The organism is Microbacterium testaceum (genome assembly GCF_020781835.1).
In the GTDB taxonomy this organism is placed as follows: domain Bacteria; phylum Actinomycetota; class Actinomycetes; order Actinomycetales; family Microbacteriaceae; genus Microbacterium; species Microbacterium testaceum_H.
Genome location: NZ_JAJGNJ010000001.1, coordinates 397,732 through 420,491 on the forward strand (window position 1 = coordinate 397,732; position 22,760 = coordinate 420,491).

The 22,760-nt window shown below is 70.9% G+C and carries 22 protein-coding genes; 7 read left to right on the forward strand and 15 right to left on the reverse strand.

The window, feature by feature from the left end:
• Positions 1-102: 102 nt before the first annotated feature.
• Positions 103-2,613, reverse strand: a complete 2,511-nt coding sequence (locus LL239_RS01900; protein ID WP_228161741.1) for an MMPL family transporter — start codon at positions 2,611-2,613, stop codon at positions 103-105.
• Between the two features lie 111 nt (positions 2,614-2,724).
• Between LL239_RS01900 and LL239_RS01905 the strand changes: the two genes are divergently transcribed.
• Positions 2,725-3,306 carry a TetR/AcrR family transcriptional regulator gene (locus LL239_RS01905; protein WP_228161742.1) on the forward strand — a complete coding sequence of 194 codons (582 nt, stop codon included), beginning with the start codon at positions 2,725-2,727 and terminating at the stop codon, positions 3,304-3,306.
• Positions 3,307-3,428: 122 nt separating this feature from the next.
• Here LL239_RS01905 and LL239_RS01910 read toward each other — a convergent pair whose 3' ends face one another.
• From LL239_RS01910 to LL239_RS01970, 13 genes are all read right to left on the reverse strand, one after another.
• Positions 3,429-3,710, reverse strand: coding sequence for a hypothetical protein (locus LL239_RS01910; RefSeq protein WP_228161743.1), 282 nt, complete (start codon positions 3,708-3,710; stop codon positions 3,429-3,431).
• Between the two features lie 87 nt (positions 3,711-3,797).
• The gene (locus LL239_RS01915) at positions 3,798-4,187 is read right to left on the reverse strand and encodes an ester cyclase (RefSeq protein WP_228161744.1); all 390 of its coding nucleotides are present in this window, start codon (positions 4,185-4,187) and stop codon (positions 3,798-3,800) included.
• A 224-nt stretch (positions 4,188-4,411) separates the two neighbouring features.
• Positions 4,412-6,022 carry a GMC oxidoreductase gene (locus tag LL239_RS01920; RefSeq protein WP_228161745.1) on the reverse strand — a complete coding sequence of 537 codons (1,611 nt, stop codon included), beginning with the start codon at positions 6,020-6,022 and terminating at the stop codon, positions 4,412-4,414.
• Between the two features lie 16 nt (positions 6,023-6,038).
• Positions 6,039-7,538 (reverse strand): MFS transporter, encoded by a 1,500-nt coding sequence (locus LL239_RS01925; RefSeq protein WP_228161746.1) that lies wholly within the window; start codon positions 7,536-7,538, stop codon positions 6,039-6,041.
• Positions 7,539-7,668: 130 nt separating this feature from the next.
• The gene (locus tag LL239_RS01930) at positions 7,669-8,445 is read right to left on the reverse strand and encodes an SDR family NAD(P)-dependent oxidoreductase (RefSeq protein ID WP_228161747.1); all 777 of its coding nucleotides are present in this window, start codon (positions 8,443-8,445) and stop codon (positions 7,669-7,671) included.
• Entirely contained in the window at positions 8,442-9,452 is a 1,011-nt protein-coding gene (locus LL239_RS01935; RefSeq protein ID WP_228161748.1) for a fumarylacetoacetate hydrolase family protein, read from the reverse strand. The genes LL239_RS01930 and LL239_RS01935 overlap by 4 nt, the downstream gene beginning before the upstream one ends.
• Entirely contained in the window at positions 9,449-10,459 is a 1,011-nt protein-coding gene (locus tag LL239_RS01940) for an amidohydrolase family protein (protein ID WP_228161749.1), read from the reverse strand. The genes LL239_RS01935 and LL239_RS01940 overlap by 4 nt, the downstream gene beginning before the upstream one ends.
• Entirely contained in the window at positions 10,456-11,589 is a 1,134-nt protein-coding gene (locus LL239_RS01945; protein WP_228161750.1) for an FAD-dependent monooxygenase, read from the reverse strand. The genes LL239_RS01940 and LL239_RS01945 overlap by 4 nt, the downstream gene beginning before the upstream one ends.
• Before the next feature lie 38 nt (positions 11,590-11,627).
• On the reverse strand, positions 11,628-12,620 hold the full coding sequence (locus LL239_RS01950; protein WP_228161751.1) for a cyclase family protein: 993 nt from the start codon (positions 12,618-12,620) through the stop codon (positions 11,628-11,630).
• Positions 12,617-13,564, reverse strand: a complete 948-nt coding sequence (locus LL239_RS01955; RefSeq protein ID WP_228161752.1) for a fumarylacetoacetate hydrolase family protein — start codon at positions 13,562-13,564, stop codon at positions 12,617-12,619. The genes LL239_RS01950 and LL239_RS01955 overlap by 4 nt, the downstream gene beginning before the upstream one ends.
• A gap of 2 nt (positions 13,565-13,566) precedes the next feature.
• On the reverse strand, positions 13,567-14,583 hold the full coding sequence (locus LL239_RS01960; protein ID WP_228161753.1) for a VOC family protein: 1,017 nt from the start codon (positions 14,581-14,583) through the stop codon (positions 13,567-13,569).
• Positions 14,584-14,688: 105 nt separating this feature from the next.
• Positions 14,689-15,429 carry a hypothetical protein gene (locus LL239_RS01965; RefSeq protein ID WP_228161754.1) on the reverse strand — a complete coding sequence of 247 codons (741 nt, stop codon included), beginning with the start codon at positions 15,427-15,429 and terminating at the stop codon, positions 14,689-14,691.
• A complete protein-coding gene (locus LL239_RS01970) occupies positions 15,426-16,472 on the reverse strand; it encodes a Gfo/Idh/MocA family protein (protein ID WP_228161755.1) in 1,047 nt (348 codons plus the stop codon). The genes LL239_RS01965 and LL239_RS01970 overlap by 4 nt, the downstream gene beginning before the upstream one ends.
• 109 nt (positions 16,473-16,581) lie before the next feature.
• On the opposite strand from LL239_RS01970, the gene LL239_RS01975 reads away from it, so the two are divergent.
• The 6 genes from LL239_RS01975 to LL239_RS02000 are packed head-to-tail and all read left to right on the forward strand — an operon-like array spanning position 16,582 to position 21,259.
• Complete coding sequence (locus tag LL239_RS01975) at positions 16,582-17,856, forward strand: ROK family protein (RefSeq protein WP_228161756.1); 1,275 nt, start codon at positions 16,582-16,584, stop codon at positions 17,854-17,856.
• Between the two features lie 43 nt (positions 17,857-17,899).
• On the forward strand, positions 17,900-18,313 hold the full coding sequence (locus LL239_RS01980; RefSeq protein WP_228161757.1) for a hypothetical protein: 414 nt from the start codon (positions 17,900-17,902) through the stop codon (positions 18,311-18,313).
• On the forward strand, positions 18,310-18,759 hold the full coding sequence (locus LL239_RS01985) for a hypothetical protein (RefSeq protein ID WP_228161758.1): 450 nt from the start codon (positions 18,310-18,312) through the stop codon (positions 18,757-18,759). Before LL239_RS01980 ends, LL239_RS01985 begins: the two co-directional genes overlap by 4 nt.
• A 12-nt stretch (positions 18,760-18,771) precedes the next feature.
• Positions 18,772-19,329: a hypothetical protein gene (locus tag LL239_RS01990; RefSeq protein ID WP_228161759.1), complete on the forward strand. Its 558-nt coding sequence runs from the start codon at positions 18,772-18,774 to the stop codon at positions 19,327-19,329.
• Positions 19,326-20,291, forward strand: a complete 966-nt coding sequence (locus LL239_RS01995; RefSeq protein ID WP_228161760.1) for a sugar phosphate isomerase/epimerase family protein — start codon at positions 19,326-19,328, stop codon at positions 20,289-20,291. The genes LL239_RS01990 and LL239_RS01995 overlap by 4 nt, the downstream gene beginning before the upstream one ends.
• Positions 20,288-21,259, forward strand: a complete 972-nt coding sequence (locus LL239_RS02000) for a sugar phosphate isomerase/epimerase family protein (protein ID WP_228161761.1) — start codon at positions 20,288-20,290, stop codon at positions 21,257-21,259. The genes LL239_RS01995 and LL239_RS02000 overlap by 4 nt, the downstream gene beginning before the upstream one ends.
• A 120-nt stretch (positions 21,260-21,379) precedes the next feature.
• On the opposite strand, the gene LL239_RS02005 is transcribed toward LL239_RS02000, so the two are convergent.
• Complete coding sequence (locus tag LL239_RS02005; protein WP_228161762.1) at positions 21,380-22,735, reverse strand: MFS transporter; 1,356 nt, start codon at positions 22,733-22,735, stop codon at positions 21,380-21,382.
• Positions 22,736-22,760 lie beyond the last annotated feature (25 nt).

Genomic DNA, 22,760 nt, shown 5'->3' on the forward strand with positions numbered 1-22,760 from the left:
CTTTCGTGTTCGCCGCGGGTCGAAGCGTTACGCCGCGGCAGGCTCCGCGGCGCCGCCCGCCGCCCGCACGGCGGCTGAGCGCAGGGCGGGCCGCGCCCGGCCTCAGTGGTGCGCGGGATGCCGCCGCTCGAGCGCAGCACCCTCCACGTCGACGTTCGGGATGATGCGGTCGAGCCAGCGGGGCAGCCACCACGCCGACCGGCCGAGCAGGTGCATGACGGCGGGCATCAGCAGCATCCGGACGACGAACGCGTCGAGCAGCACACCCACCGCGAGGCCGAGGCCGAACGACTTGATGATCACCGCCTCGCTCGTGACGAAACCGCCGAAGACGGCGATCATGATGATCGCTGCGGCGATGACGACGGTGCGTCCGGCGCGGAAGCCCTGCGCCACGGCGAGCCGCGCGGGCGACCCGTGGACGAACGCCTCCCGCATGCCGGTGGCGAGGAAGAGCTGGTAGTCCATCGCGAGCCCGAACAGGATGCCGACCAGGATGACCGGCAGGAAGCTCAGGATCGGTCCGGTCTGATGGATGCCGAGGAGCGGACCGAACCAGCCCCACTGGAAGATCGCCGTCACCGCACCGTAGGTGGCGAACAGCGAGAGCACGAACCCGCCGGTCGCCACCAGCGGCACGAGGAGCGAGCGGAAGACCATGACCATGATGAGGAACGACAGTCCGACGACCACCGCGAGGTAGAGCGGCAGGATGTCGGCGAGCCCCTCGGAGATGTCGATGTTGATGGCCGCCTGGCCGGCGACCCCGAGCGCGATGTCGCCGTCGACCGGTGGCAGCGCGCGAAGATCCCGCACGAGACGCTCGGTCGACTCGCTGCTCGGGCCCTCGCTCGGGACCACCTGGAATGCCGCCAGGCGCGAGTCGTCGGAGACCGCGACGGGAGCGACCGCGACGACGTCGTCCTGCGCGGCGAGCACGCGCGCGACCTCCAGCTGCGCGTCCTGCACCTCATCGTCGTCGAGCCCCTCGGGCAGATCGGCGGTCACCAGGAGCGGGCCGTTCACGCCCTGGCCGAACTCGCGCTCGGTGATCGTGTAGGCGCGGTACGCCGTCGAGTCCTCGGCCTCGGAGCCGCCGTCGGGCAGCCCGAGCCGCATCGACAGCGCGGGGATCGCGATGACCAGCAGCGCCACGATCGTGACGGCCACCGTGACAACGGCCCGGGTGCCGGACATGGGCCGCACCCGCGACCGCGGCGTCTCGGGGGTGTCGGCGGCCTGCACGGCACGCGCGAGTGCGCGCTTGCCGAGCACCCGCCGCCCGGCGAGCCCGAGGAACGCCGGGATGAGCGAGACCGCGATGAGGACGGCGATCGCGACGCTGATCGCCCCGGCCGTTCCCATCAGGCCCAGGAACGGGATGCCGGTGATGTTCAGGGCCATGAGCGCCACGACGACGGTGGTCCCGGCGAAGACGACGGCCGTGCCCGCGGTGCCGTTGGCCAGCCCGATGGACTCGACCACGTCGGCGCCGTGGAGCAGCTGACGCCGATGGCGGTACACGATGAAGAGCGCGTAGTCGATGCCCACTGCCAGCCCCAGCATGACGCCCAGGAACGGGGTGACGGATGCCATCTGGATCACGCCCGAGAACGACAGCGTGGCCATGGCGCCGATGGCGACACCGACGAGCGCGGTGACGATGGGGAAGGACGCGGCCAGCACCGAGCCCAGCACGACGACCAGCACGATGGCGGCGATCGCGACGCCGATGGCCTCGCCCACACCGAGGATCTCGGGGACGCCCTGCGAGATGTCGGTCGAGATCCCCACCTCGACACCGTCGATCGGGGTCGCCTCGAAGTGCTCGATGACGGCGTCCTTCGACTCCTGGGCGAGCTCGAGGCGGGGCTCGGTGAACGAGACGTTCACGATCGCGGTCGATCCGTCCTCCGAGACGACGCGGATGCCGTCGGCGTACGACAACAGCTCGGCCCCGCGCTCCAGCTGGGCTTCCGAGGCGTCGAGGGTCGCCAAGCCGTCGCGCACCTGCTGTTCACGGGCGTCCAGTTCGGCCTTCCCGGCGTCGAGCTGCGCCTGCTGCGGCTCGATCGCGGCGAGTCCGGCGGCGCGTTGCGCTTCCGGCGCGTCTTGCAGCTGCGCGCGGGCGGCATCCAGCTGGGCCTGGCCCGCCTCGAGCTGCTGACGCGCTGCATCGATCTGCTGCTGGCCGCTCTCGGCCTGCGCACGACCCGCGTCCAGTTGCGCGCGCCCGTCCTGCACCTGCTGGCGACGGTCGGCGAGTTCCTGGGACGTCGCGAACGGGTCGATGACGTCGGCCACGTCGGGCAGGTCGCGCGCCGACTCGACGAGCGCGGTGATCTCGTCGCGCTGATCGTCGCTGAGGGGCGAACCGTCTCCGGTCGAGAAGACGATGGTGCCGCTCGCGCCGCTGAAGTCGGGCAGCTCCTTCTCGAGCTCGGCGATGACGTCCCCGGATGCCGTTCCGGGGATGTCGAAACTCGACGACAGGCCCTTGAAGCCGACGAGGAAGCCGCCGACGGTCACGGCCAGGATCAGCGTCCAGGCGACGATGACGATCCACGCGCGCCGTGCGGCGAACGTCCCCAGGCGGTGCAACAGCTCGGCCATCGGCATCCTTCGGCTCGTAGACTCGGTGGCCCGCAGCCGAGGCCACGAGGGGCATAGGCTGCCCGTGGAAAGATAACACGCACCGTCTCGTCTCGACTGACAGGAGGCTCCATGGCCCAGACACGAAGCGGTCCCGTCCGCAGCGAGGTCGCACGCCGGTCGATCCTCTCGGCGGCCGCGGAGATCTTCGCCGAGCGCGGTTACGACCACCTGACGATCGAGGGCATCGCGGCCCGCGCCGGCGTCGGCAAGCAGACGATCTACCGCTGGTGGCCGTCGAAGAGCGACATCGTCGCCGAATGCCTGCTCGAACGGGCGCTGCTGCCTGAGCAGCTCGCCCTCCCCGACACCGGAGACATCCGTCACGATCTCACCGCCTGGCTGCGTTCGATCGCGACCGTCGTCGACAGCGACTCCGGTCAGCCGCTCATGCGTTCGCTGATCGCCGCCGCGACGGAGAACGCCGACATCGGACGGCGGCTGCGCGACAGCCTCGCCGACGCCGACTCGCTCGCAGCCCGACTCCGCGCTGCCGCCGGCACCGAGCCCCACCTCCGACCGGACACGCCGTACGTCGAGCTCGCCGAGGCTCTCGTCGGCGCCCTCGTCCTGCGGGTCCTCAGCCGTTCGCCCCTGGATGACGCGGTCGTCGACCGACTCGTCACCGCCATCGTCGGACCCGCCCGCTCCTAAGCGATCCGGATCGCGCCGCGGTCGGCTACGCGGCCCCTCGCACCGAGCGCACGCGGAACCACAGCATCAACTCCGCGGCACGGCGGTGCTCGAAGACGTCATCGAGAACAGGGCCCCGGTCATCAGTGCACCGCCGACCCGGGTAAGGCGTCCGGCACCTGACGCAGTTCGATGACCGGGGGGACGGCGGTCGCCTGAATGTGCGCGTGGGTGACGGCGGTCATCGCCGCGATCAATCCGGGGAAGCGTCCGATGGGACGCGAGCGCCGGTTGTACGCCCAGTAGGTGCCATCGGCCTCGCGATCGATGTACCCGAGGAACACCCCACGCGCGCTCGCGACGTGAAACCCTTCTTCCACGCGCGACCACACGATCCCGGCACCGGGGCGATCGTCACCAGTCATTCGGGTTGTCCTCCTGCCCCGCGGAACGGGGACCCTTCGAACGTACCGGCACCCGCCGACGGCCCGATCCCCGTGACGGACGAGCGGTCACAGCACAGCGGCGCGGATCGCCGCGGCGTCGTCGGTTCCGGATGCCTCGACCACGCGCCCGCGCACGATCCGGTACATCGCGAAGGAGGCGATGCTGACGCGCCGTCGCGTCGGGGGCACGTGCTGGAACACACCGGAATGGGCGCCGCTCCCGCGCAGGTGGACGGCGATCCGGTCATCCTCGACGAGGACCTGGATGCGGCGCCACTGCCAGTCGGGGAACCCGCGGAGCAGATCCGCGTACTCGGAGACCCACGCATCCGCGCCGGCGGGCAGGTGCGCGCGGCGCACGTCCAGCGCGAGGAACTCCCGCAGCGCCTCGGGATCATGACGGTTGAGCGTGTCGAGGAACTCCTGGAACCACTCGCGCATCTCCCAGGGTTCCACGCCTCCATTATCCCGGGCTCGCATCGGTCGAGCCGCCGGGTGGGGCGGCTGGGGGCGGCGCCCGCCGGTCCCGAACGACGCGAGAGCAGGCTGCGCACCGAGAACGGGGCGATCCGCGCAGGATCGGCCTGTTCTCCGCGCATCGCCCGTTCCCCGCGACCGCGCACGGCCGGGTCGCCACCGGCATCCGCACCCGCGCACGGCCGAGTCGGGGCTCGCCCTCCTCAGGCCTTCGCGAGCTCGCCGGTATCCACCGCCGCCGCACCCGCACCGCCGAGTTCCTCCGCGAGCCGGCGCGCGCCGCGGACGGCGATCGCCATGCTCGTCAGCGTCGGGTTCATCGTGTTCGCCGTCGGAATGAGACCGTTGCCCCCGACCACGAGGTTCTCGAAGCCCCACACGTGCGAGTAGGGGTCGGCGACCGAGGTCGCCGGATCGGTGCCCGCGCGCATCGTCCCCATGAAGTGCAGACTCGAGCCGTTCGGCAGAAGCCGCGGTTCGGCGATGAACGAGCCCAACGCGGCGCCGGCGCGACGCAGACGCTCGGTGGCCTCGGCGATCTCGGCATCCTCCCGGTCGGTCAGGGCGTACTCGATGGTGAAGTTGGGCAGACCGCGGTAGTCGAGCTCGTCGTCGCTGAAGGTCACGCCATCCTCGACGCGCGGGAACTTGCGCACGCCGAAGCCCATGTTGATGTACCCCCAGCGGTTCCCGGCGGCCGGGTGCGCGGGGTCGAGCGGGAAGGGCGGGGTCTCGGCGTACATGATCTGCGCCGAGTAGGGGTGGTGGGGCTCGGAGAACGGGATGCGATTGACCGCGGCGACCGGGTCGGCGGGGTTCATCGCGCGCCGGGCGAGCTCGGCCTGCAGTTCGTCGTCGGAGACGAGCTCACTCATGCGTTCACCGTCGAGGACGACGGTGCCGATGACGACGTGGTGCTCGGTGAGGTAGCGGCCCAGCGGCGCCGGGCGGATGCCGGACGCCCAGAGCAGCTGCGGGGAGCGGAACGCGTCCGCGGCGACGACGACCGCGTCGGCCGGCACGAGGGACTCCTCGTGCGTGCGCAGGTCTTCCACGAGCACACCCCGCACGCGCGCGCCGTCGTGCTCGATGCGCCGGACGAGCGTCAGGTCACGCAACTCGAAGCGTGCCGCGGTGTCGGTGCCCGGCTCGATGAGCGGCCCCAGGACGGTGTCGGTCCCGGCCCAGCGCATGGTGCCGTCGGGTTGCGGATCGCCGGCGACCGGCAGGGTGCTCACGCCGTAGCCCTCGGGCAGCTCGGCACCGAACTCGCGGTCGAGCAGGGTGCGGATGGCAGCGCCCACGGGTGAGTCCGAGAACGCCGCGCTCTGCTTGTGCAGCAGATCCTCCGCGGTCGAGATGAGGTCTTCCCATTCGTCGTCGGCGATGAAGTCGAGCTTCTCGCTGAAGGCCGGTCGGGGGATCGCGCACGTCCAGTGCGCACCTTGACCGCCGACGTTCGTGGCGGCGGCCGCCGCCGGGAAGGTCGGCGCGTGCGCTGAGCCTTCTCCGCCGAAGTCGAGCAGATGCGTGCCCTGACGCGCCGTGAACATGCCCTCGACGATGGTGCCGGACGGGATGCCGAGCGAGTCGCGGTACTCGCCCGCCTGGGGTCCCTGCGACCGCTCGCGGGCGCGGGCTTTCTCGTCGGGGTCGGCGATGTTGCGCACGCTCTCGCCGGGGCGCTCGGTGACCTGCGGACCCGCTTCGAACATGATCACGCGCGCGTGCGGAAGCGACTCCAGCAGCACCCGGGCGTAGGCGGCGCCGATGGGTCCACTGCCGACGACGGCGATCGTGGGGGTGTCGGACATGTTCTCTCCTTTGAGATCAAGCAGGCTGACGGTCCGCATCGGACACGGCGACGAGGGGTGCGGGTGCCTCGTCGGAGAGGCGCCCGCCGGGCAGCAGCAGGGCGAAGACGATCCCGCAGACGTAGACGAGCGCGAGCCCCAGGAACACCGGCGCGAACGTGTCATGGTAGATCACCGCGACGGCGTCCTGCACGCCCGGGGCCGCGGCGCGCACCACCGCGGGGGTGAGGGTGTCGGCATCCAGTCCGATGGGGAGACTCGCGGCGACGCCGGAGCCGACCACGCCGCCGACGACCGCCGTGCCGACGGCCGAGCCCACCTGGCGCACGAGGTTGGTGGTGGCCGTGACGGCCCCGAGGTCGGAGCGGGCGGCCGCGCTCTGCACGACGGCGAAGATGAGGTTCGTGAACGAGCCGGTGCCGATGCCGACCATGGCCATCACGGCCATGGGCACCCACAGCGGCAGCCCGACGGGCAGCGCCGCCATGGCCGCCAGCCCCACGGCTGCCAGCACGGTGCCGAACACCGGGTAGAAGCGGTACCGGCCCGAACGGCTGACCAGCCACCCCGTGAGCAGGTTGCTGACGAGCATGCCGAGCACGGTCGCGATCGGCACGAGACCCGAGAGGGTCGCGGTCGTGCGGTAGGCCATCTGGATGTAGGTCGGCACGTAGGCGACGATGGCGAACAGGCCGGCGCCCACGATGAGCGAGAGCCCGAGGCAGGCGAGGATCGTGCGGTTGCGCAGGATGCGCGGCGGCAGGATCGGTTCGGCGGCCCGACGCTCGATGACGACGAGGGCCAGGATGCCGACGACCACCGCCGCCGCGCACGCGAGCGCCGTCGGACGCAGGGCGTCGTCGCCGACCCAGGTCACCGCGAGCACGAGGGCCACGAGCGTGCCCGTGAACACGACCGACCCGGGGATGTCGAAGCGGGGGTGCGCTCCCCCGGGGAGGCGCGGCACCGCGACGGCGGCGAGCGCGAACGCGGCGAGGCCGATCGGGATGTTGATCCAGAACACCCACGACCACCCCCAGAAGTCGGTGATCAGACCTCCCACGACGGGCCCGACGACGATCGCGACAGGGAAGGCGGTGCCGATGATGGCCATGTAGCGCGGGCGCTGACGAGGGCTCGTGACCCGGGCGATGATCGTCTGCGACATGAGCTGAAGCCCCGCCGATCCGAGCCCCTGCACCACGCGCGCGGCGATCAGCCAGCCGAGGTCGGGGGCGAAGCCGCACGCGAGTGACGCGACGAGGAACAGCCCGAGCGAGACGAGGAAGACGCTCCGCGGGCCGACGACGTCGCCGAGTTTGCCGAGCACGGGCAGCATCACGGTGGCGGCGAGGGTGTAGCCGACCATGATCCAGCCCATGTGCTCGAGCGCGCCGAGATCGCCGGCGATCGTGGCGAGCGAGGTCGAGACGACGGTGTGGTCGAGGGCGCCGAGGAACGACACGGCGAGGAGTGCGGCGACGAGGATGCGCAGCCGCGCGGGGGAGAGAGTCATGCGAGGGGCGCCCGTACGACCGGGCGATCGACGCGACCGTGTGTGCCGCTCCGGCTCCCTCACCGGGCGAACGGACCCGGTGGGCCCCGACGTCATGTCCATCATACCCGGCTTATGTCGATTTTCAACATTAGCGGAGTGCGGTCGAGAGCACCGTGGCCGCCCCTGAGAGCGCCTGCCCCCCGTCGACCCCGACCTCCGCCCCGGTGATGAACGCCGCGGCATCCGAGAGGAGGAAGGCGACGAGGTCGGCGACGTCCGCCGGCTCACCGACGCGCTGCAGCGGGATGATCGCGGTGCTCGCCTCGGCGAACGCGGGCGGCGCGGACGCCGTCATCGGGGTGCGGATGAAGCCCGGGTGCACGAGATTCACCCGGATGCCACGGGGCCCGAGCTCCGTCACGCACGCGTGCGTGAGCCCTCGCAGCGCCCACTTGCTCGCGGTGTATGCCGCCGTGTAGTGCCCGGTGAGTCCCGCGACGGAGCCGATGTTGACGATCGAGGCGCCGGCATCCATCAGGGGCAGGAGCGCCTGGATGCCGAGCATGGCCCCGGTGACGTTGACGGCCATCACGTGGTCCCAGTCGGCGCGGACGAGCTCGCCGATGCGCGCGCGATGGGTGATGCCCGCGTTGTTGACGAGCCCGCGAACGCGACGCCCCTGGACGGACGCGGCGAGCGCGGCCCAGTCCTCCTCGGACGCGACGTCGAGGCGGCGGTACTGCAGCTCCCCCGGAAGATCTCTTGCGCGATCGCGCAGCTCCGGCGCGTCGTCGGCCAGGTCCGCGGCGACGACGTCCGCGCCGAGAGAGGCGAGCCTCAGCGCCTCCTCGGCGCCTTGCCCGCGCCCCGCGCCGGTCACCACGAACAGGTGTCCGGCGATGCCCGGGAGACGGAGCTCGGTCATCGCGCGGTCGCAGCTCCCCCGGCGACGGCCGGATGTTCGCGGAACCGCGCGCGCGAACGTTCGCGCGCCCGCGGCACGGGCGGCGCCGGAACCCGCTCCCCCACGACGTTGACGATCTCGCCGACGCCCTCGATGACCATGCGCACCTCGTCGCCGGGTTCGAGCGGCCGCGGGTCGAGGGCCCCGCGCCGTCCCCACAGCTCGCCGAGGCATCCACCGTTGCCGACGGTCCCCGACCCGAGCACGTCACCCGGGACGACCACGGAGTTCCGCGCGGCGTACATCACCAGCTCCGGGAACGGCCAGCCCATGTTCGACACGAGGTCAGCGCCGATCAGCTCGCCGTTGACGAACAGCTCGGCGCGCACCGCGAGGAACCCGTCGGCATCCACGAACGGGTCGAGTTCGTCGGCCGTGACGATCCACGGACCGAGGGTCATCGCGAAGTCCTTGCCCTTCGCAGGGCCGAGCCGCACCTTCATCTCGCGCGACTGCAGGTCCCGCGCCGACCAGTCGTTCATCACGGTGTAGCCGAAGATGTGGGCGGCGGCGGAGGTGGCATCCAGGTTCTCGCCCTCGGATCCGGGCACCCCGCCGATCACGGCGGCCAGCTCCAGCTCGATGTCCAGCCGCTGCGTCTCGGGGATCGCCACGACGTCGCCGGTCGCGCGGACCGTGTGCGGGTTCGTGAAGTAGAACGTCGGTGCGTCGTACCACTCGGGCACGACCTCGCTCTTGCCGTCGACCGACGCGCTCACCCCCTCGACGTGCTCCTCGAACGCGACGAAGTCACGGATCGACGCCGGCACGAGCGGGGCGAGCAGCCGCACCTCGGCCAGCGGCCGCGCCGCCGCGGTGGCCCGCCGCGCGTACAGCGCCGAAGCCGCGGAGAGACCCTGCGCCAGCACCTCGGCCACGCGCAGTCCGTCGGGGAACGGGATCACCGAGGTCCCGTCGACGAACCCCTCGCCGACGTCGGCGCCGTCGGCCCACCGCGCGATCCTCACGCGTTCACCCGCGTCCGCAGCAGCGCCTCGGCGTTGCCGCCCAGGATCGCGTCGACCGCGTCGTCGGGGAGCCCCGCGCCGCGCACGAACGCGACGGGGTCGTCGAGCCCCATGTCGAACGGGAAGTCGCTGCCCAGCAGCACCCGGTCCGCGCCCGCCGCCTCGACGAGCCAGCGCAGCGCCCGCTCGTCATGCACCACGGTGTCGAACCAGAGCTTCGAGAGGTAACTCGACGGAGCGTGGGCGCATTCGTGCGCCTCGGGCCGCACCTTCCACGCGCGGTCCGAGCGGCCGATCGCGGTGGGCAGGTAGCCTCCGCCGTGCGCCGCGATCAGTCGGAGGCCCGGATGCCGATCCAGAACGCCCGCGAAGATGAGGTGCGACAGCGCGACGGCGTTCTCCACGGGCTGCCCGACCGTGTTCGAGAGGTAGAACCGGTCGAGACGCTCGTCGAGCGAGCAGCCGAAGGGGTGCAGGAAGACCACGGCGCGCAACTCCGCGGCACGGGCCCAGAACGGCTCCAGGCGATCGTCGCTGAGCTCGACGTCGCCCGCGAACGAGGAGATCTCCACGCCCGCGAGCCCCCTCCCGAGCACCGCGTCATCGAGCGCGTCGACGGCGAGGTGCGGGTGCTGCAGCGGCACGGTGCCCAGGCCGACGAGACGGTCGGGCGCCTGAGCGACGTGCTCGGCGATCAGGCGGTTGGCCTCACCGGTCGTCCACGTCGCCAGCCCCTCGTTGGCCCACGGGTAGAAGTGGTTCGGAGAGGGACTGACCCACTGCCGGTCGACACCCTGGGAGTCCATCGCGGCCAGGCGCGCGTCGACCGAGGTCAGGCGGGGGAAGCGCTCGCCGATCATGCGCCCCGAGGCCTGCAGGCTCGCCAGGCCGTTGCGACGCAGCTCGAGTTCGGCCGCGGCCTCGACCTCCTCGGGCACCCGCCGCTCCACCTCGGCGTGCAGCCCCGGCATGAGCAGGTGCGCGTGGACGTCGACGACCTCGCTCATGCGCGCGCCGCCGTGAGCTGGGCCACGCGGAACATGAGGCCTCCCATGTCGGCGTCGCGGACGCCGTCCAGCTGCCACTGCCCCAGCTGCACGGAGGCGTCGACGATCGCCGACGCGCGTGCGATGCGACGGTCGTGGAACTCGTCCCACAGCGCCTCGTCGACGGCATCCCGACCCACCAGCAGCTCGGTGAGCACCGCGGCGTCCTCCAAGCCCTGGGCGGCGCCCTGGGCGATCGTCGGCGGGCAGCTGTGCGCGGCGTCGCCGATGACGACGACGCGGCCGCGGTTCCAGGGGGCGTCGACGAGATGCCGCGTGAACCACGTGTAGTTCGCGTCGGCGCCCGCCTCGATGTCGGCGCGGATCGAGTTCCACGGACCGTCGTACGCGCGCGACTGCTCGACCATGATGCGACGCGCGTCCTCGGACGAGACGCCCGAGCGGTCCTCGGCCTTCTCCACCAGGAAGGCGTACATCGTGTCGTCGCCGGTGGGCGTGTACCCCGCGATGTACATCGGTCCGCCGTAGTACAGCTCGCTGCGGTCGACCTCGTCGGGCAGCGACACGAACGTGCGCCAGATGCCCATGCCCGTCTGCTCCGGAGCGACGTGGATGCCGATCAGCTCGCGCACCGTCGAGTGCAGGCCGTCCGCGCCGATGACGAGGTCGTACGTGCCGAACGGCTCTCCGTCGATGTCCACGTCCACGGCATCCGCGGTCTGCGTGAGGCCGGTCACGCGGCGCCCGAAGTGCACGCGCGCGCCGTTCTTCTCGGCCGCGTCGAGCAGGATGCGGGCCAGGTCCGGGCGCGACATGCCCATCGTGGACGGGTAGTCGGGGCCGCCGGTCTTGAGGTCCGGCAGCGACGCCACGATCGGCGCGCCGGGCCCCGGGGCGCGCAGGTTCAAGCCCTCGAACGGCTTGCCCGCGGCGGCGACCTCGTCCCACACGCCGAGCTCGTCGAACACGCGCAGCGCGTTGCCCTGCAGCGTGATGCCCGACCCGCGCGTGGGCAGCGCGGGCTGCGCGTCGAAGACGTCGACGTCGACACCCGCTTTGGCGAGGAAGATGGCGGATGCCAGGCCGGCGACGCCGGCGCCGGCGACGGCGACTCGTTGGACGGCGGTCATGTCAGAACCTCTCTGTTCTTGCGACGAGGGAATCAGGTTTACAGCAGAGCGACCGGATTCACCGGCGACCCGACGGCACCGGTGATCGGGAGCGGCGGCGCCGAGAGCAGGAACTCCCAGCGTCCCGCGGACGCGCACGCCTCGGCGAGCGCGTCGAGGTTCCACATCTCCCCGATCGTGAGCCCGAGGTTGGGGATCACGACCTGGTGCAGCGGTTGGAAGGCCGGCACGTCGAACTCGTTCGGCCGCACCTCGAAGCCCCACGTGTCGGTGGCGATCGCGGCGATCTCCGTCCGGTGAAGCCACCCGGCGGTGGTGAGCGACAGACCGGGGGCCGGGCCTCCCGCGTAGTCACCCCACCCCTCGCGCTGCACGCGCGTGAACTGGCCGGTGCGGACGAGCACGATGTCGCCGCGGCCCACGGCCACGCCCTCCGCGGCCGCGCAGGCGTCGAGGTCGGCGGCGGTGATGGCGTAGCCGTCGGCGAGCTCGCCGGTCTCGGGCGCGAGATGGCGGCCGACGTCGAGGAGCACGCCGCGCGAGACGATGACGTCGGCGGCGTGCTCGATGCCCGTGACGAGGTCGCCGTCGCTCGTGACGACGTCGCCCGCCCGCCGCCCGTTCCAGGCGAACCCGTGGTCGAAGATGTGCCCCAGGCCGTCCCACTGCGTGGAGCACTGCAGGGGCATCGCGATGACGTCGTCGGCGCCGCCGATTCCGTGGGGGAACCCCTGGTTGCCGCGCTCGGCATCCGTCCCCGTGTCGGTCATGGTGTGCACCGGGTTCGTGCGTCGGCGCCAGCCCTTCTGGGGCCCGTCGGTGTCGAAGCGCTGCGAGAGCGAGATCGAGCGCCCCTCACGCACGAGCGCGGCGGCTTCCCGGCGCTTCGCGGCGTCGATGAAGTTGAGTGTGCCGAGCACGTCGTCCTCGCCCCAGCGTCCCCAGTTCCGGTACGCCTCGGCGCGCGCGGCGATCTCGGCCTCGGGGTTGTGCCGGTCGAGGTCGGCGGGGCTCTCGGACGGCGCGCTCACGCGACCTCCTCCGCGACGCACCGGACGGTCTGCGTGCCCAGCACCCCGATCGTCCCGGCCATGACGTCGCCGTCGCGCAGGAACCTCTTCCAGTGCTGTCCGTTACCGGCCGGACTCCCGGTGAGCAGCAGATCGCCCGGCAGCAGCGGATGGGTCTGGGATGCCGCCGAGATCAGTGCCGGCACATCGAAGAGAAGATCGGAGGTGTTGGCATCCTGCATCACCTGTCCGTTGAGTTCGAGCCGCACCGGGGTGTCCGCGGGGTCGACGAACGCGGCGGGCACGAGGAGCGGACCGGTGGGCAGGAATCCCGGCGCGTTCTTCGCCCGGTACCAGTCGGTGCCGATCTCCTTCATGTCCGCGCGGAAGACCAGGTCGCGCGTGGTGATGTCGTTGACGATCGTGTACCCGGCGACGTGGTCGAGCGCCTCCTCGCGTGAGACGCGGAACGCCTCGCGTCCGATGACGACCGCGAGCTCGAGCTCCCAGTCGTGCACCTCGCTGTAGCTCGGCAGCACGAGCGGCACGTCGTCGCCGACGACGCACGCCGTGAGACCGATGAAGAAGTACGGCTCGCCGCTGCGGGCGCGCTCGTCCATCATGTCGGCCGCGAAGGCGCGGGCCTCCTCGGGCGTGCGGTCGGTGTTCTGCGTCAGACCCGCCGCCACGAGCTCGATGACGTGCTGGCGGTAGTTGGCGCCGGTCTGCAGCACCTGCCGCGGCTCGACGGGGGCCGTGAGAGTGACCTCCGAGAGCGGATGCCACTCCCCCGGCGCGCCGACCAGAGCCGCGATGCGCTCCCAGTCGGGGGCGGCCAGGAAATCGTTCAGGCCGCCACCGAGCTCCTCCGCGCCGAGGGGACGGATGCGGTCGTCGGCCACGAGGCCGACGTGCACGGCATCCCCTCGGCGGAAGCGCGCGAGAGCGTAGGGGGCGATCGCCACCATCAACCCCGGCCCTGCACGGCGTAGGGGTTGAGCAGGGCTTCCTTGATCTCGTCGGGCACGCCCTCCTCCGTCGCGCTGGGGCCGTCGGCGGGCGGGAACGACTCCGTCATCGACATCGGCATGGCACCGTTGCGGTACATGTTGTTCGAGCCGAGCGAGGGCTTCCAGGTGTTCGCCTCCCAGTCGGGGACGTAGTTGCGGTAGCCGCCGGTGTTCAGCTCGATGCGCAGCGTCGACGGCTCGCGGTAGTAGAGGAAGGTCTGCTCGCCGATGCCGTGGATGTTGGGGCCGTACTCGATCGGGATGCCGTTCTCCATGAGGGTGTCCGCGGCGATGAGCAGCTCCTCGCGGGTGTCGACCCAGAAGGCGAAGTGGTTGATGCGGCCGGCGCGCGTCGAGCCGTCGAGGACGACACCGAGGTCGTGCGACTTCTCGTTGGTGGTCAGCACCGAGAACACCGAGATGGGGGCCTCGTCCAGGACGGTGCGCGCCATGAAGCGGAAGCCGAGGGTGTCGACGTACCACTGCACGAACGCGTCGACGTTGCTGGTCGCGACGGTGACGTGGTCGAGCTGACGGGGAGCGCCGGCGACCGAGCTGCGCTTCTCGGGACGGTCCGGGAAGATCGACGCGGTGTGCGGCTCAGGGCGGTGGCGCTCGACGTCCCAGTGCAGCGTCATGCTGTGACCGAACGGGCCGGTGAAGCGGTAGGCGCGACCGATGCCGCGGCCCTCGAACCACTCGCCCTGGATGCCGGCCGCCTCCACGCGCTTCGCGGCCTCCTCGAGCGCCTCGGCCGACGAGGTGCGCCAGGCCATGGTGTCGAGCGCGGGCTCGTCGCCGCGGACGACGACGAGGGAGTAGGAGTAGTAGTCGCCCCAGCAGCGGAGGTAAACGCGGTCGTCCTCACGCGCGACTTCGGTCAGACCCACGCGATTGACGTAGAAGTCAACCGAGGCATCGACGTCGGGCGTCGTGACCGCAACGAAGGACAGGTGCGAGAGAAGCTTGATCATCTTCGATCCTTTCGGGGAATCGGGCCGTTCCGACTCTTCTTCCACTATCTGACCGAAGTCGGTATCAGGGAAGCCGATCCTGTGGATGCCGAGTATCGACCCGACTTATTCCACCCCGAGGATCTCGTCGTCGTGCGCGAGCGCGTCCAGGTCGTCGAGCCGGACGCCCGCACCGATGGCATCCCGAAGTCTGCGAAGGGCCACGCGCTCGGCCGCCTCTCGTCTCGGAGGCGCGATCCGCCGGCCCTCGGCGTCGTCGGTCTCGACGTGGATGGTCGCCGCCGCGGAGTCGAGCCGCACCTCCACGCGCCGGGGGCCCAGCGCGATCGCCGTCAGCGCGTCACCGACCGCCGATCCACCCAGGGCTCTCGTGACACTGACTCCCACCGACCCCTGGACGAGCGCCAGCGTGTCGGCGGTCGGCGTCGCCGCGTGGGCGAGGACGTCGAGCGGCCCTCCGGCGAGCACCCGCGCCCAGCCCACGGCGTCGCGCAGAATCACCGCCGCCTCGGACGCCGACCCCCACGCGTCGACCACCACGTGCGCCGCGGGCACCGACGCGACGGCGTCGACCACGTCCGCCCGCAGCCGACGGCGGGCGACGACGACCGGCAGCGCCAGCGCCCGCAGTCGCTCGTGGGCCGCGGCGGGTGCGGGCTGCGGCTCATCCACCACCACCCCGAGCGTGTCGGTCAGCCGTTCCAGACGGTCCCACCAGGCGCCGCGGCCGTCGACGACCCGGAGGACGCCGGTCTCGTCGGCATCCGCCAGGCGCACGAGCGGGGCGAGCTCGGCGACGGCCGCCCGATAGGCGGCGAGGTCGGTCCACACGGGCAGCGCGCTCATGCGTCTCCTCCCGCCCGCACCGCAGCGGCGGCGCCGTCGGCCACGGCGATGACGAACGCGGCATCCGCGCGCAGCTCGTCGTACTCCATCGCCGTCTCACCCCGCAGCAGAGCCGCGAGCGCGCGCCACTCCGCGTCGTATCCGTCGCGTCGGTCGATGGGGTAGATCGTCTGGATGCCGCGTCCGTCGCGGACCGTGGTTCGCGCGCTGCCCGCGTGCACGAACGGCGGCGGGAACTCGACGTCGATGCGTGCGCCGTCGGTCGCGATGGTGACACGCCACAGCGAGTCCGCACCATCGGGACCCATGACGGCGGTGAAGCGCACGACCGCGTCGGGCGATCGGAGGGCGAGATCGAACCCGATCGGGGCGACCGGCCGCGCCCACACGACCTCGGTCGCATCGGGCACGAGGTCGCGCACGAGCGGCAGGTCGTGCACCGCGAGCCCGACGACGAGCTGTCGCACGATGTGCGCGTTCAGCTCGCGGTCGCCCGGGTCGATCGGCGGGCGGGTGGGCCCGGGCGCCGCCGGGAGCGGCGCGCCCGTGACGAGCTGGTGGTACCGGCCGTTCGGGGCGAGGGAGAGGGTCACCGACACCGACCGCACGCGGTCCCGCGTGGCGTGCAGGTGGTGCGTCGCGCGTGACCACGCGGGATCGAACAGATGATTCGTGCCGACCACCAGGAGCGCGCCGGCGTCGGCGCACTCGGCGACGATCCGGTCGGCGTCCTCGATCGTGGTGGCGAGGGGCTTCTCGCAGAAGATGGCGCGGCGACCGGCCGCGAGGCTCGCGCGGACGTGCGCGGCGTGCTGGTCGGGCGGGCTGCAGACCGCGACGACCTCGACCTCGGCGTCGACCAGCAGATCGTCGACCCCGGTCGAGGAGCGCGCACCGAAGCGTTCAGCGATCGCGGCGGCGCGCCCGCTGCCGCCGTCGCTGACGTGCACGAGTCGGAAGTCGCCGGAGGTCCGCGCCAGCGTGGGGGCGTGCAACGCCGCGACGCCGGGCCCCGCCCCGATGATGCCCACACCCCAGGTCATGTCGCTCCTTCGCGCCACTTCAGCCCGAAAGAAACTGAAGTTCGAGACGAATGAACTATAGATGACCGGGAACCAGGAACGAAGAGCGTCCCCTGTGTGAAGATCGAGCATGGCCAACGTCTCCACTCTTCGCTTCGGCGCACAGACCGACGAGGTCACGAGCCTGCTGCGGATCGTCAACATGGTCCGACTCGGCGAGGCGGTGACGCGTCCCGAGATCGGTCGCGTCACGGGGCTCGGTCGCGGCGTCGTGACCCAGCGCGTCGATCGCGCCGTCGAGATGGGCTTCCTCGAGGATGCCGAGTACGCCCCCTCGTCCGGCGGGCGGGCCCCGCGCACGCTCCGCTTCCGCGCCGAGCGCGGACGCATCGTCGTGTGCGCGCTCGGCGGGCTGCACATCCACGTGGGCGTCACCGACCTCGACGGCGAGATCCGCGCGGAGGCGCACCGCGTGTGGGACATCTCCCGCGGTCCCGACGAGACGCTCTCGGTCGCGACGACGATGGTCGACGAACTTCTCGAGGCCGACGAGAATCCTCCGGTCTGGGCCGTGGTCGTGGGCCTCCCCGGCCCGGTCGATTTCGAGACCGGTCGCCCGGTCGCGCCGCCGATCATGCCCGGATGGAACAACTTCGACGTCCGTTCCCGCTTCGAGGAGCGATACTCGGCGCCGGTCTGGGTCGACAACGACGTCAACCTGCTCGCCGCCGGCGAGCGGGCGCGCCGGCGGGAGGACACGCCCGACCTCATCTACTGCAAGGTGGGCACCGGCATCGGCGCCGGGCTCGTGTCGCACGGCCGCCTGCACCGCGGGGCGAACGGCGCCGCGGGCGACATGGGGCACGTCCGCGTTCCCGGGGCGCAGCAGCAGTGCCGGTGCGGGAAGGTCGGATGCCTCGAAGCCGTCGCGGGCGGCTGGGCCCTCGTGCGCGACGCGCGCGAAGCGGTCGCGGCCGGTGGCACCGGCGCGATCGCCGACATCCTCGCCTCGGGCGCCGAGCTGAGCCCCGAAGACATCTCGAAGGCTGCCGAGCGGGGCGACGCCCTGGCGATCTCCCTCATCCAGGCCTCCGCCCGGCAGGTCGGCGAGGCGGTCGCCGCCCTCGTGAACATGTTCAACCCGAGCGTCATCGTCGTCGGAGGCGCCGTCGCGGCGGCAGGCGAACTGTTCCTCGCCGAGGTGCGCCACCGCGTGTACGAGCTCTCGCTGCCGCTCGCGACGCGCGACCTGTCGATCGTGACGAGTGTCAACGACGCGCGCGAACCGCTGCGCGGTGGCGTGGATCTCGCTCGCGAACAGCTGTTCGAGGCGGTCTTCCCCCGCTGGTTCGCGGAGGGCCGCCCGACGCTCGCCGCGATCCGCGGTGAGGCGATCTCGGCGTGATACTTCTTCCTATTTGCGACATTAGTCGGTAGCTTCAGGACCTATGGTCCTCACCGCGCTGCGCGACGATGCGCTGCACGCCCTCCCCGACGGGTATGCGCTCCGCCTGTCCCTGCCCTGGATCCGCTCGCTGCCCCTCGCCGGCCTCGTCGACCCGGAGGTGCGCATCGACGGGCGATCGACCCCGGCGGCCGTGACGCTCGGCGACCGCCGCGTCGGCCCCGCCGATCTCGGAGCCGAGACCCTCTGGTGGCACCTGCAGGACCGCGTCGCGCTGCACGTGACGGATGCCGCGAGCCCTGGCATCCACGAGGTGTCGGTGTCGTTCCATCTCGAGGTTCCCTACCTCGAGAGCGGGCCCGACGGCCCCCTGCGGCTTCCCTTCTTCTTCACCCGCCCGCTGGACACCGAGACGCCGACGACGGGCGTCTCGCGCGACGTCGGGAGCCCCGAATGACCGGCCTCCCCGCGAACTGGACGCTCTCGGCGAGCGCGTTCAACCTCACGCCGGAGATGCTCCGCGCGGAACGCACGGCCCCCGACCTCGCGCTCACGCTGGTCGAGCGCGGCCTCGCCTCCGCGATCGAGGTGGAACTGGGGCAACTGTGGCGCGGCTACCCCGCGGCCACGCCGGACGAGGCCCGCAGCCTGCGCGACCGGCTCGACGCGGTCGGCGGGCGCGTGAGCATCGTCGGTCTCAGCATCGACGAGTGGGACGGCCATCGTCGCCGTGACGACGACGAACGGCTCGCGTTCCTCGAGCCGCAGTTGCGCACCTCCGCCGCGCTCGGCGCGCACGGCGTACGCCTCCCTCTCGGACAGGCCGGCGAGCTCCTCGAGCGCACGCTCCCACTGCTCGAAGAACTCGACCTCGTCCTGTACGAGGAGGCGCAGGGACACTAGACCCCGGCTGCGATGCCCGCGGCGTACGCGCGGATCACCGAGATCGACAGCCCGCGGATCCGCCTGCTGCTCGACATCAGCATGCTCATGCCTGCACTCCCCGTGACCTACCTCGACGAGCTTTCCCGCGGCGGCATCGACCCCGCCCTCGTCGCGCTCCTCACCGACCATTGGCGCGAGCCCGAGACGCACGGGGCGGTCCTCGACTACCTGCGGTCGGGACGGGTGCCGGGACCGGTGCACACGCTCTACATGAACCTGCTCGTGCGGTTCGGGCGCTCCGGCATCGCCGACGTGGCATCCGTCCTGCCCCTGCTCGAGGGCGTGCACCTGAAGTTCTGGGACCTCGACGACGCCGACGGACGCATCACGCGGCCGATCCGCGACCTCGGCGAGGCGCTCCGCCGTACCGACTACGTCGGCACGCTCTGCAGCGAGTGGGGCGGCCAGGAGTGGCTGGACGACGACCCGTGGGACACGACGCGCCGCCACCTCGATCTAGCCCGAGAGACCTTGACCGACCGACCGACCCGCGACGACGCGGACCTCCAGGAAGCGAGAACCCGATGACCACCGACCGCCCTCCCCTCAAGTGGAGCTACATGGACCACTGGCGCGCCCAGGGTCCGGCCGGCCCCTACGACCAGTGGCAGTCGCGCCTGGCGATGAAGCGGTTCCTGCAGCAGGTCGCCGCTGTCGGCTTCGACGCGATCGACACGTTCGATTTCCGTATCTGGCAGATCTTCGAGCAGTACGGCTCCGTGGCGAACTACCAGGAGTTCGTGCAGGAGCAGGGGCTCGAGCGCATCGTCAACACCTTCCACGGCGTCTACTACACGCCCGACCGCTACGCGCCCGAGGTTCCGGCGACGCACGGGACGATCCTGGAGGACTTCCAGCGGACGCTGGACATGTGGTCCGGCATCCAGCTCGACAACATCATCGTCATGCCAGGATCGCGCTACTTCGATGAGGCCGGCGTGCCCGACGACGGGCTCAAGCACGCCGCCGACATCTGGGGCAAGGTCGGCGAGCTCACGCAGCAGTACGGCGTGAACCTCACGTGCCACCACGAGTTCTACGCCGGCATCCGCACGCGCGACCAGATCGACCGCTTCTACTCCTACGCCGACCCGCGCTACGTGAAGTTCTTCGTCGACACCGCGCAGCACTGCATCGCCGACGTCGACCCCGTCGACGTGTACGAGAAGCACCACGAGCGCGTGACGGGCTTCCACTTCAAGGACACCCGCTTCACAGACACCAACGAGGACTACCGGATGTTCCCGGATGCCGAGGTCTCGGCGAAGACCACCGAGAAGTGGTTCTACGAGATGGGCACCGACGAAGGGCTCGTCGACTTCGAGGCGATGATGCGCTCGGTCCGCGACCACGGGTACACCGGCTGGATCAGCGTCGAACACGACAAGGCCGACAAGCTCGGCGGCGACTACTCCGAGAGCACCGCGATCTCGCGCTGGTACGCCAAGAACGTGCTGGACGGCATCTACAACGAGGAGGTGGCGCGATGACCGACGTGCGCTGGGCCTACGCCATCAACCAGTGGGACACCAACATCGACTCGTTCGTGCGCAAGCGCGAGCACGAACGCGCCTTCAAGACCGTCTCGATCAGCGGCTTCTCCGGCGTCGAGCTCACCGCCGTGAGCTTCGGCGCATGGGAGCCGCTCGGGACGCCGCAGCAGATCGCCGACCTCTACGGCTCGCTCGAGGGCTTCCGCGAGGTGCTGGCCTCGTGCGCGCTCGACGCCGTCAGCAGCTACGTCTACGACCCCGCGGTCGGGTTCGAGGTCGAGATGGGTCGCGGCCCCGACCCGCTGGACCCGGAGTCGGTCGGCGAGATCACCCGCACCGCGCGATGGTTCGCGGACGCCCTCCGGCGCCTCGGCGGCAGCGTGCTGGTGGTGCGGGCGGCCCCGTCGGCCTGGCAGACGGGACCCCTCTCGGACGAGCAGATCGGCGTGCTCGCGAACCTCTGGAACACGGTGGGCGACGCGATCGCGGCCGACGGCATCGCGCTCGGCCTCCACGTCGACTTCCTCTCCGCGCTGCGCCTGGGAGATGGCATCCACCGCCTTCTCGCCGCGACGGACCCGGCGAAGGTCGGCCTCGCGATCGACACCGCCGAGTACGCGATCTCGGGCATCGACCCCGTCGCTTTCTACCGTCGGTACGCCGATCGCGTGGTCCACGTGCAGCTGAAGGACGCACGCGAGACGGTCGATGAGGCCGAGGCGTCGACGCCGCACGCGGAGCAGTTCATCCGCACCGAGGGCGGGGCACGAAAGATCCTGCGCTGGTTCTACGAGCCGAGCGACGAGCGCGCGCTGGTCGACTTCGAGGGCTTCGTCGGTGCGCTCGCCGAGCACGGCTACCGCGGCTGGATCGTCGTCGAGTCCGACCAGAGCCCCCACCCCGCCGAGAGCACGATGGTCGCGGGATGGTACGTGCAGAAGGTGCTGCAGCCTCTGCTGGCGTGAGGTTCCGCTTCGCGCACCGCGTCCTCCGGGTCTCCCGGCATGCTGTCCTGCACAGGTGGTTTGCATTGCCCCGGCATCGACGCCGGGAGACCCCGAAATCCCGCCGCCGCCTGTGCGACCTCAGTTCTTGGTGGTGGAGTGTCGCCGGCCCTGGTCCAGGAGGGCGGGGACGACGACGAGTACGGCGGATGCCGTCAGCACGATGCCAACCCCGAATGTCGAATTGGTAGGCGACGCAGTGACGAGCGCGAGAGCCCCCAGCGGTGCGATCGCGCCGGAGACGGCCGTACCGAACTCTCGGGCCGAGCCCACACCACTGGACCGGGTCGCGACGGGGAACTGTCGGCTGTAGAACGACCCCTGGGCGGCGATCATCATCGGCACCAGCAGACCCGATCCGACGATCAGGGCCGTCCAGATCGCCCACGTGTCGCCGTTGCCGAGCAGGAGAAGGAAAGCCCATGCCCAGAGGCCGCTGAGGATACCGCCCAGGATCAGCACGATCTTGCTGCTCCAACGGTCGCAAAGACGCCCGAGGAACGGGATGACGATGACGGCCAAGATGCCCGCGAGAGTGACGCCAAGAGAGCTGGTCGACGAAGGAACACCCTGGAACTGAGTGAGATACGCGAGTGAGAAGGTCTTGAAGATGTAGCTGATCGACGTGTAGCCCAGCGCGATGACGATGACGATGGTGAGCCCGCGCCAATCGTTCTTCATCAGCTGAAGAAGAGGGAACTTCGGCTTCTTGTGCTGCTCCACCTCACGGGCGAAGTCCGCCGTCTCCGGGACCGATGCGCGCACCCACATCCCCACGGCGACGAGGAGGAAGCTGGCTACGAACGGGATGCGCCACCCGATGCTGAACAGGAAGTCGTCGCCGAACATGCTCAGCACGAACACCGTCGCGGACGACATGACGAGGCCGACGTTCATCCCGAGAGCGGGCCAGGAGCCCATGCTTCCTCGCCTGGAGGCGTCGGCGTGCTCGTAGCTGGCGACCGCCGCGGACGCGAATTCAGCCCCCGCACCCAGCCCCTGCATGATTCGGAAGAACACCAACAGAACAGGCGCCCACACGCCTATCGTCTGAAAGTCGGGGATGAGGCCGATCAGGCCGGTCGACACTCCCATGAGCCCGAATGTCATCACGAGCGTGCGCTTGCGACCGATCCGGTCGCCGAGCGACCCGAACACGATGCCGCCGATGGGGCGGGCGAGGAAGCCGACGGCGAAGGTGGCGAATGACTGCAATGCCGCCAGCTGCGGGTCACCGCTGGGGAAGAAAACGGTGGCGAACACGATGGACGCCATCGCGGCGTAGAGATAGAAGTCGTACCACTCAACCGCAGTGCCGACAATCGCGGCCAGAGCCATCTTGCGTTGGCGCACCTGGGCTTGTGCCGCCGTTTCGGTGGACGGTTCGTGCACCGCTGCTGCGGTGGACCTCACTCCATCGGGAGGTGTCGTGGACATGTCGTGCCTCTCAGGATGGCGCGCG